This window comes from Okeania sp. SIO2B3, from assembly GCF_010672525.1.
GTDB lineage: Bacteria > Cyanobacteriota > Cyanobacteriia > Cyanobacteriales > Microcoleaceae > Okeania.
Window position 1 is genome coordinate 96,606 of the sequence record NZ_JAAHGH010000019.1, and the last position, 9,888, is coordinate 106,493.

The following is a 9,888-nucleotide window of genomic DNA, read 5'->3' on the forward strand; positions in this document are numbered from 1 at the left end:
GAGGCTAGCTGATAGCTGATGGCTGAATGCTTAAGTTTTACTATACTCCTGGTTTAATTTAAGTTCAATATATTTGATATTTTTAATTAAATAGGAATAATGGTATTTGAGTAATTTCCTGACAGTATTTTGTACTTTTTTGGAAGCTGTATGATATTTTTTACTATTGTTTATATTGGATTTTTTTGCAGTAATTTGAACCAGGGGTTTTTTCGTGGCAATAGTTGTGTCTACTGCTTAGGTTTTATCTGTGATTTTTACTCTTTCCTTTTTTCGATTTCAGCTATGGGTAAAAATAATTCATCTTTAATTTTATTTCGCACAGAATTAGTTAAATGATAATCACAATAGTAGAGGCAATATAAAAGTAAAACATTTGCATGATAATATTCCTTCAAAAGTAAGCAGTCATGCAAACTAAATTGCCAGTCGTGACCAATTTCACGATATTCAATCATTACTTTTCTTAGTTTTTCAGCCCAATTTTTACTATTAGTTTTCCACCAAGCATCAAACAGTTCTTCTTTTTGATTTGGGTCTGGCAATTCGGATTTTAATTTCTGTAATGCTTGTTTTAGTTCTACATCAATATACTGTCCATCTCCAGTCAAATAATCAATTTCACTTGCTAAATAATTTTTAGGATCGAAGCTCGAACACCTGCCAAGTTTAAGTATATCGTATAAACTTTTGTCAATTAAAAGGTCGTATAGTAGATATTCATGTATTTCATAAACTACTTTCATTTCTTCTTCAATCTTACTAACATCAGTGGAAGTAATAAAGTTAAAGAATACTTCTCCAATTTCTTCCATAGAAGGGATACCAAAAAAATTAGCTAGTTCCAAAAATTCATCTTGATAGAAAATTCTGAAACTGTACACATATTCAAGACAAAGATAAAAAGCTCTAAAATCTAATGGGGTAAAATCTGAATCGAGAAGAGTAACTTCTCTTAGCCATTCTAAAAAATGCTGGAATTTCTCATCTCTTACCAATAATTTATCAATTTCTTCCTTCATCAAAAGAAGAGTATTATCCAGAGCATCTAATCTTGTCAGAGATTCTGCCCTAATAACTGGATGTAGCCAATATTCTCCCGCTTCAAACTCTATTAAATATCGTCTTTGTAAAGATTCAATTGCCTGCATAGTTCCTGATTCTTTGACATCCCAAAGTAAACAAGAAAGCCCAATTTTTTGTACTCTAGGAATCTCTCGATAAGGATAAATTCCTAAACGACAAAGAAGATTATAAGCATGACGGTCATGTTCAAATAAACGGTCAAACTGACTAGCAATTAAATCCTTAATTTGCCCCTTTAATAAAAATTGTTTATTATCCAGCCAATAATTCTGTAAGCTACCACCATAATATGTTTTTATTGGATGGGTAAGAACTTTCATTGCTAAAGCATTTCCACCATAAGCTGTGTGAATTTCACTTAAAGCAAGAGTATTTATATTAATTTCAAATATGCTGAAAAATTCCCGCCATGCTAACTCACTTAATTCTGGCAGTAAGTATGATTCGACAAAACTTAATTTTGCCTCATTAATCTCTTCACGACAAGTAATTAATGTAATGGCATTAACAGTGGGATGATTTAAAACTCTTGTGATTAATTCAATATAATCACGATGCTCTTGTTTAAACTTTCCCTTTTCATCAAGAGCAGTTTCTAAGTTATCAATTAATATTCCTACTTTTTCTTTTTCATTCTGAAGTAAATATTTTAGTTGCTCCAGCATATCAATAAATTTTTTTTTAGCCTTCTGTTTAAATTGTTGGTTTATTTGACGTTTTACCCAACTTTTGACAGAAGTAATATATTCAGTATCCATCCCAACATTAAGCTCTAAAATTTTGATTATTTGAACTTGCAAATATTCACGAGCAAGAGTTGTTTTTCCAATACCTCCCTTGCCATAAATACCAATAACCTTTGCACCTCGACCAGTAATAAGAGTATTAAGGTGAGCGATCGCTTCTTCTCGCCCCACAAAATCAGGTTTTTTTGGAACATTTATTTCTGTAGTGAACTCTTGAGGTAAAGAGTTGTTTGAAGAAAGAGAGAGTGGTAACTTTGCAGAGCAATCTTGTCGTCTTTCTAAGGCTCCCAAAAAATTATTTTTACTAACCTTTTCTCCCAATATTTTTGATAGTAAACGCCAAAAAGCAGCACCTTCATTTTTAATATACTGCACATCATAATCATTATTTTCTGCTATTTTGTCGTAAGTATATTTTTGTAAAGAACCCTTAAAAATAAGTTCTTCAATATACTTTAATTTTCTTTGTTTATTTTGAAAAATTGCCTCATTAACAATTTCTAATGCTTCTTGTTCATTCATCATTATTTTACTTATAAAACTTACTTTTTAGTTTAACCTAACTTGTAAGCATTTTCTGCGGAATGCTGCGCAAACAGCTATTAGCTGTCAGCTCTCAGCCATGATATCCCAACCTTAAACAGAGGGTTGAAATTAATATAGACTTTAAAGTCAGCTTTTGTAGTTAGATTTAATTCTGACTTAATTAATAAAGCTTTTATCTAAAACTAAAAAATAGCTGATAGCTGATAGCTGACGGCTGAATACTGTAAGCATTTCCTGCGGAATGCTGCGCAAACAGCTATTAGCTGTCAGCTCTCAGCCATGATATCCCAACCTTAAACAGAGGGTTGAAATTAATATAGACTTTAAAGTCAGCTTTTGTAGTTAGATTTAATTCTGACTTAATTAACAAAGCTTTTATCTAAAACTAAAAAATAGCTGATAGCTGATAGCTGACGGCTGAATACTTATCCTGACTTTTTCTTACTTAGTCAGGTTACTAAACTTCTTAACTTATCTTACCGACAAATAATGAAATTCTCAGCACAATAGTTTCATACCTTAAATGAATAGGAAATATCCAAATGTTTATAACCACTAACTCTCACGGAAAAAATACCGACCCCTTTAACTGCCAAGAACTCATCCAAGGTAAAAATCAACATCGTTACCTACTCCTAAAAACCCTCCACCAAGCACAAGAAAAAATTATTATTGTTTGCCCTTGGCTAACTCGTTATAGCCTCAATAATCATCTGATTCAAGAATTTCAAAATACCCTTAAACGCAAAGTAAAAATACAAATTAATTGGGGATGGCAACAAGATATTGGTAATATTATTATTCCTGGTAATGGTTGTTGGCAATTAAATCCTGCCAATATTTGGAAATACGATGGTATGAAAGAACTACAAAAACTTAAACAATTATACCCCGAAAATTTTCAACTGAAACTAATAGGCACTCATGCCAAAATTTGGGTTTGTGATTATAAATTTGCCGTAATTACAAGTGCCAATATTCTCTGTTCAAAACCAGGAAATACTGATAACTGCCATGAAGAAATAGGAATTTGGACAAATAATATTAATAACATTCAAAACTTGATTAACTCTTTTGCCCAAGCACCAAACTTAGCAGCAAAAAAAACTAGCTAGGAATAAATAAAATTAGGAAGCGATCGCTCCTCAAAAACAACTCAAAAAGCCATCGCATCCAGTCATATTTTTTCATAAATAATATTAATAGTGCAAATTTTTCAGCTCTTCATGCTCATGCATAGCTCGTATTTTAGGCGCATAGTTGGGCAGAAAAATCCCAAATTGACAATTGTTACTCCTACCTCCTTGCTCCCGAACCATTTCTCCTGTCTTCCCCTCCTGGGAGGCAGGGCTAATTCATTGTCGTAGCGAGAATATTTACAACCCTATATTTTTTTGAGTTCCTATGCTTCCCCCTCTTCCCCCTCTCCCCCCTCTCCCCCCTCTTCCTTTTTTCTAGGCGTGACAATAAATAGACCCTGCCCTCTTCCCCCTCTCCCCCCTCTTCCCCCTCTTCCCCCTCTCCCCCCTCTTCCTTTTTTCTAGGCGTGACAATAAATAGACCCTGCCCTCTTCCCCCTCTCCCCCCTCTTCCTTTTTTCTAGGCGTGACAATAAATAGACCCTGCCTCCTGGGAGGGGGAGGGGTTAGGGGTGGGTTGTCTCCTGTCTCCTGTCTCCTGTCTCCTGTCTCCTGTCTCCTAACCTCACTCATAATACTTTTTCAGCAAACCCTAATTACTAGGTAGTGTACTCAGCGTTAATTTTCACATAATCATAACTCAGGTCACATCCCCAAGCTTTCCCACTACCAACACCATCCCCAACTTTGACAGAAATTAACACAGTATCATCCTTGAGATATTTCCCTGCTGCTCTCTGCTTCAAATACTCGCTAGCAGCAGCTCGGTCAAAATCTAAAGGTTGACCATTTTCCATCATCAAAAAGTCTCCCAACTTTATCTGTAACTGCTCCTGCTCAAACTTCACTCCAGCGCGACCAGCAGCTCCGGCAATTCTTCCCCAGTTCGGGTCGCGACCAAAAATAGCTGATTTTACAAGAGAAGAACCTGCAATAGTCTTAGCAATTTTATTCGCAGATGCTTCATCAGACGTTCCTGTAACCTGAACTTCCATCAGACAAGTTGCACCCTCTCCATCACGAGCTACCGCTTTTGCCAAATAGACACAAACCTCTGTCAACATAGCCTCCAACTTTTCCGCCTCCGCCCCCACATTAGTAATAGCAGAGGTGCGAGATTGACCATTTGTCAAGGCAATTACTGTATCATTGGTACTCGTATCCCCATCAACAGTAATCTGATTAAAACTACGATTAACTGCTCTAGTTAACATCTCTTGCCATAATGGAGGAGAAACCGCTGCATCACAAGTTACAAACGACAACATTGTTGCCATATTCGGATGGATCATACCAGAACCTTTGGCAATACCACCAATACGCACCGGGCGATCGCCCATTTGAGTTTCCAGAGCAATTGACTTTGTAACTAAATCTGTAGTAACAATAGCTTTTGCTGCTGCTTCTCCCCCTTCGGTAGAAACTGTAGAGACTAACTCGGGAATTGCTGCTTTGAGAGCATCCATTTTAATTCGTTTGCCAATAACTCCAGTAGAAGCTAGTAAAATTGACTCTGGAGAAATATTGAGCGCTAAACCCAATGCTTCCGCACTTTCCACAACATCCTGCCAACCTAAACTTCCAGTACCAGCATTTGCTTGTCCAGAATTACACAAAATTGCCCTAGCACTTGGTTTAGCTTCTAGCTGTTGCCGACAGTAGTCCACACAAGCAGCTCGTACTTGACTTGTCGTGAAGACTCCAGCTGCGATCGAGTCTACATCTGACAAAATCAAGGCCAAGTCTGGTGCTCCGGAGGGTTTTAACCCCGCAGTAATTCCTGTTGCTCGATATCCTTTGGGAGCTGTTACCCCACCATCGATCATTTGCCAGTCTGACATTGTTTCTTTCCTTTATTTGATAACTGACTGGAAATTATAAATTACTGAGGGGGTATTATAGACTAAACTTCATCAAAAATCTAGATTTTCAATTAGACATCTCCTCCAAAAGAGGGAATACCAATTTGATAAATGTTTGTTACAAATTGTAGAAGTTAAGAAAGAAGGAAGAGGGAAGAAGGAAGAAGGGGTAAATATTGAAAAAAAGGGAAAAAAAGATATGGATAACTATCTTAAATGAACTGAAGCAGCTATTTTTAAGCATATCCGATCAATATCTACCTTTTTGTAGCATTCTTTTTTCAAATTGGTAGAACAGGGAACAGGGAACAGGGAAGAATAATTGATAATTTATGGATAAGAATTGATTTTATTTTTGATTTTTACCAGATGTCTATTGAAGATAAAAAAATCAGTCGCAACTTCCTTTGATGGGTATCTCAGATAGGGAAGCTGCGACTCTTGAGTCAAAAACATTATTCAGTTATTCAGAAAATATTCCTAACTCATGGAAGCATGACTACGGTCATAAGTAGTGACAAAACTAGGATGTGGTTTTCCTTGAATATTTCCCCAGTAATTATCTGCTTCTACACCCACTTCTGTTGCGGTGCGGTTCAGCATCGACTGTTGACGATTTTTAATTAGGTTGTGATGACGCATCATTAAAGCACGAGCTTGATGTTCTACATACATATTTTTAATTCTCCTATTGCTGACTTTTGATTTTCACTCTAACTCATGGAAGCATGACTACGGTCATAAGTAGTAACAAAACTAGGATGTGGTTTTCCTTGAATATTTCCCCAGTAATTATCTGCTTCTACACCCACTTCTGTTGCGGTGCGGTTCAGCATCGACTGTTGACGATTTTTAATTAGGTTGTGATGACGCATCATTAAAGCACGAGCTTGATGTTCTACATACATATTTTTAATTCTCCTGTTTCTGTTTAATTAACTGTTGTTTGTTAAAGATTAATGGAGGTGGCAAGAAAGAAAATAAATTAGCTCATCGAAGCATGACCACGCTCATAATTTTTCCTAAAGCTAGGCTGTACTTTTCCTTGAATATGGCTCCAATAGTTACTATTTTCTAAGCCCACTTCTACAGCTACTCTGTTTAGCATTGACTGTTGACGATTTTTTACCAGATGGTGATGACGTACCATTAAAGAGCGTGCTTGAGGTTCAGTAAACATCTTTAGATTTTCTCCCTTGATTATTTAACTCATGTTTGGGAAGCTTTTTTCCCTTACATTTTTATATTAACTAAAAATTCTGTAACTGTTGCTACAAAATGCTAATTATTTACAAATCTTTATCTTTATTATTTATAAACGCTATATGTAGAGTTTGAATATATTAAATTGATATATGTAGCGTTTTGGTGCAATAAGGTAGAAGGCAGAAGGAAAGGTTTAGAAGAGTAGGGCTAATTAATTGTCGTCAGAGAATATTTATAGAGAATATTTATATGGATATGAAATACATTTAATTGTCAGGACTTACGCAAATTCACCTTTAAAACGCAATATGTAGGGGCGCAATTCGGAGTTTTGCGTTAGCAAATGGCATTCGCCCTCACTGGATTTAGTGCCCGTGCGTAATACCAAATTGATAAATGTTTGCTACAAATAGCTAGGATATTTCTTAGGAGTCAACCCACCCCTAACCCCTCCCAGGAGGGGAGGGGACGTCAGGAGTCAGGAGTCAGGATTTAGGAGTCAGAATGAATGGCTTCAATATCATTTTTTAGGTCGGAACTTATCTTTTTAGTCAAAGGGACATCTCCTATAAAATCTTTTAATCAGCCAAATTATTCGTAACATTATTTTTGGAAAATTGTATAAGTCCTAATTGTGCAAATATAAGAATTTCCCCATCTCACCAAATTCCCCTCCTGGGAGGGGGTTAGGGGTGGGTTAACTTCTAACTTCTGACTTCTGACTTCTGACTTCGTTATTTCCCCCTACTCCCTACTCCCTATTCCCTCTTACTGAAAAAGCGGTTTGTACACTCGATAGTTGATTTGAGGAAAAATATTGTCGATCGCCTCCAGCTTTTCCAACCAACCTGAGTCAATCTTTCCCTGTAGAATCTCTTCATAGAGCTTATTAAAACGCATCAAATGGGATCTTGTTCTCCGCACAGCATAAGAAACCATAGTACCCGTACTCATAATAAAAGCCCAATCAGAAGATTGAGCCAGCAAAAGTTCTCTGGCCGCTTGATTTAACGCCCGCAACTCCAACTCATCTGCTGGTGTTCGTCCACCCAACTCAATCATTCGCTCTGTAGTAGTATGTAGATGAGGATAAATCCAAGAGTTAGTATTATTGAGCCAATATTCATGGAAACCCTTATATCCCCAGCTAGACTGTGCTGGAAGACAAACTTGATGTTCTGGGTGTTTCTGCAAATAATCTGCTAAATGAATCATCCGATAGGTACTTTGGTCATACCAAGTTTTACGGAAGAGGAAATCCAAAAACCAAGGTCCTTCATACCACCAGTGACCAAACAACTCAGCATCGTAGGGAGAAACAATAATCGGGAGTTGCTCCATAATATGGTATAGATGCTCAACCTGGCGTTCCCGATTAAACATAAAATTGCCAGCGTGTTCCGCAGCTTTTTCCCTGGCCCAGTATGGGTCGTAAAGTTGTTTATCTCCTAATCCCAAGCCACGACCTGTAATTTTGTGATATTTAATACCAGTATTCTTCCTCTGGCCATTAGGCATAATATAAGGTTTAATATATTCATATTCTGCTTCCCAACCTAAATCTTTATAAAATTCTCGATACTCTGAGTCTCCTGGATACCCTACTTGGGAAGACCAAACCTGTTGAGAAGATTCATGGTCTCTAGAAAAAACAGCCACTCCTGTTTCTGTAAAGATAGGAGCATAACTACCAAATCTGGGCCGTGGTCGAGCGTATAGTACACCGTGACTATCTGTTAAAAAGTAACGTATACCAGCATCCGCCAACATTCGCTCTAGACCTTCATAATAGGCACATTCTGGCACCCAAATCCCTCTGGGACGACGGCCAAAATTTGCTTCATAATCTTGACAAGCAACTTCTATTTGTGCCCAGACTGCCTCCGGATACATTTTCATCAGTGGAAAGTAACCATGAGTAGCTCCACAGGTAATAATTTCTAGGTTATTGCTGTCTTGAAACTGTTTAAATGCAGAAATTAAGTCGCAGTCGTAACGTTCCCAGAGTTCTCGAACATTATTGAAGTGAGTAGCGTAATGTTCTGCAAGGTAGCGGATATGACCGTTATGGAGATTGTGGTCATATTCTTTTTCTACTAATTCTTCAAGTAAGCTTAAGTGATGTTCATAGCGTTCTTGTAATAGTGGGTCTCGTAGCATAGACACCAAAGGTGGTGTGAGACTCATAGTAATTTTAAAGTCCACACCATCTCGTTTTAATCCCTCAAACATTTGTATCAGGGGGACATAAGTTTCGGTTATTGCTTCAAAGAGCCACTCTTCTTCTAGGACATAATCACTTTCTGGATGTCTGACAAAAGGTAGATGGGCATGAAGAACAAAGGCGAGGTAGCCAATAGCCATAGTTTTTAAGGGTAATTAATAAAAGGGTGAGCTAAAATTGAAAATATTTACAATGTTTTAAGATTGTAAGGGTAAAGAGTACAAAAGTTAACTAGCTATCAGCTTTTAGCGCTTCAGCTTTGATAGCTCTGGGTAAAAATCTCCGGCTTCTGGGCAGCCGGATGGCCCTCGGAGGAGTTGAAATCTCCTTTCCGTTCCGGAATGATCCACAAACGAAGGCATCTCAAAAAAATTTGCTGAGTAGCAAGTTGAGGTAGTTAACGCCTATTTGTATTGATATACGCTGCCATCAGGTAAGATTGCACCGTTGAGCTGGGCATCGATGAAGCTAGCATTACTAATATCAGTGTCCCGCAAATCTGCTCCTCTTAAATCGGCATTCCAAAAAATGGCTTCTGTGAGGTCTGCTCCGCGTAAATTGGCCTCTTGAAGATTTGCCCCCCAAAAGTTAGTAGATTTGAGGATAGACCTTTGTAAGTTAGCTTCTTGTAAGTTGGCGCTCTCGAATTTTGCCCCTGTTAAATCTGTGTTGGTAAAGTTGGCTTTTTCAAGATTTGTACCAGAGAAGTTAGCATTTTGTAGTACAGAACCAGTCACGTTCATTTTTTTATAATTAGAATCACTGAGATTTATATCGGAAAGATTGCAGAAAAAACATTCATTTGAACGTTTTAAAATTCGTACTTGCCACTTTGTATATGCCACTACGGGTGTAGCAAAAGCTAGTGAAAATAATAGGGTTGTTATTAATATTTTAAATTTCATTTTAGCCATTAATATTTAAAGACAAAATAAGTTTTAGAGCTGATTTATAAACTGAGTTAAAACTCCTTTCTAGCATGGGTTGGCGGAAAATTATGCCCTAGGGGCTTAGATAGTGTCGAACCCTTACACTGTAAAGCATTTATCCTCTTAATATTTACTTTATAAATCAGCTCT

Annotated in this window: 9 protein-coding genes; 1 reads left to right on the forward strand and 8 read right to left on the reverse strand. The window is 37.2% G+C overall.

Annotation, left to right across the window (positions count from 1 at the left end):
* Positions 1 to 257: 257 nt before the first annotated feature.
* Positions 258 to 2,357 carry an ATP-binding protein gene (locus F6K15_RS16655; RefSeq protein WP_293062564.1) on the reverse strand — a complete coding sequence of 700 codons (2,100 nt, stop codon included), beginning with the start codon at positions 2,355 to 2,357 and terminating at the stop codon, positions 258 to 260.
* A gap of 563 nt (positions 2,358 to 2,920) precedes the next feature.
* Between F6K15_RS16655 and F6K15_RS16660 the strand changes: the two genes are divergently transcribed.
* Positions 2,921 to 3,493, forward strand: a complete 573-nt coding sequence (locus F6K15_RS16660; protein ID WP_293062566.1) for a phospholipase D-like domain-containing protein — start codon at positions 2,921 to 2,923, stop codon at positions 3,491 to 3,493.
* Positions 3,494 to 3,832: 339 nt separating this feature from the next.
* On the opposite strand, the gene F6K15_RS16665 is transcribed toward F6K15_RS16660, so the two are convergent.
* From F6K15_RS16665 to F6K15_RS16695, 7 genes are all read right to left on the reverse strand, one after another.
* Positions 3,833 to 4,090 carry a hypothetical protein gene (locus F6K15_RS16665; protein ID WP_293062567.1) on the reverse strand — a complete coding sequence of 86 codons (258 nt, stop codon included), beginning with the start codon at positions 4,088 to 4,090 and terminating at the stop codon, positions 3,833 to 3,835.
* A gap of 26 nt (positions 4,091 to 4,116) precedes the next feature.
* Positions 4,117 to 5,358, reverse strand: coding sequence for a bifunctional ornithine acetyltransferase/N-acetylglutamate synthase (gene argJ, locus F6K15_RS16670; RefSeq protein WP_293062568.1), 1,242 nt, complete (start codon positions 5,356 to 5,358; stop codon positions 4,117 to 4,119).
* A 501-nt stretch (positions 5,359 to 5,859) separates the two neighbouring features.
* Complete coding sequence (locus F6K15_RS16675; protein WP_293062569.1) at positions 5,860 to 6,054, reverse strand: hypothetical protein; 195 nt, start codon at positions 6,052 to 6,054, stop codon at positions 5,860 to 5,862.
* 38 nt (positions 6,055 to 6,092) lie between these two features.
* Positions 6,093 to 6,287: a hypothetical protein gene (locus F6K15_RS16680; RefSeq protein ID WP_293062569.1), complete on the reverse strand. Its 195-nt coding sequence runs from the start codon at positions 6,285 to 6,287 to the stop codon at positions 6,093 to 6,095.
* A 77-nt stretch (positions 6,288 to 6,364) separates the two neighbouring features.
* The gene (locus F6K15_RS16685; protein WP_293062570.1) at positions 6,365 to 6,559 is read right to left on the reverse strand and encodes a hypothetical protein; all 195 of its coding nucleotides are present in this window, start codon (positions 6,557 to 6,559) and stop codon (positions 6,365 to 6,367) included.
* 794 nt (positions 6,560 to 7,353) lie between these two features.
* Positions 7,354 to 8,949 carry a glycoside hydrolase family 57 protein gene (locus F6K15_RS16690; protein ID WP_293062571.1) on the reverse strand — a complete coding sequence of 532 codons (1,596 nt, stop codon included), beginning with the start codon at positions 8,947 to 8,949 and terminating at the stop codon, positions 7,354 to 7,356.
* Between the two features lie 264 nt (positions 8,950 to 9,213).
* A complete protein-coding gene (locus F6K15_RS16695; protein WP_293062573.1) occupies positions 9,214 to 9,714 on the reverse strand; it encodes a pentapeptide repeat-containing protein in 501 nt (166 codons plus the stop codon).
* Positions 9,715 to 9,888 lie beyond the last annotated feature (174 nt).

Excerpts from the sequence above, each read along its gene's own strand:
- F6K15_RS16655 (WP_293062564.1), bottom strand. The coding sequence starts at position 2,357 with ATGATGAATGAACAAGAAGCATTAGAAATTGTTAATGAGGCAATTTTT.
- F6K15_RS16660 (WP_293062566.1), top strand. The coding sequence starts at position 2,921 with ATGTTTATAACCACTAACTCTCACGGAAAAAATACCGACCCCTTTAAC.
- F6K15_RS16665 (WP_293062567.1), bottom strand. The coding sequence starts at position 4,090 with ATGAGTGAGGTTAGGAGACAGGAGACAGGAGACAGGAGACAGGAGACA.
- argJ (WP_293062568.1), bottom strand. The coding sequence starts at position 5,358 with ATGTCAGACTGGCAAATGATCGATGGTGGGGTAACAGCTCCCAAAGGA.
- F6K15_RS16675 (WP_293062569.1), bottom strand. The coding sequence starts at position 6,054 with ATGTATGTAGAACATCAAGCTCGTGCTTTAATGATGCGTCATCACAAC.
- F6K15_RS16680 (WP_293062569.1), bottom strand. The coding sequence starts at position 6,287 with ATGTATGTAGAACATCAAGCTCGTGCTTTAATGATGCGTCATCACAAC.
- F6K15_RS16685 (WP_293062570.1), bottom strand. The coding sequence starts at position 6,559 with ATGTTTACTGAACCTCAAGCACGCTCTTTAATGGTACGTCATCACCAT.
- F6K15_RS16690 (WP_293062571.1), bottom strand. The coding sequence starts at position 8,949 with ATGGCTATTGGCTACCTCGCCTTTGTTCTTCATGCCCATCTACCTTTT.
- F6K15_RS16695 (WP_293062573.1), bottom strand. The coding sequence starts at position 9,714 with ATGAAATTTAAAATATTAATAACAACCCTATTATTTTCACTAGCTTTT.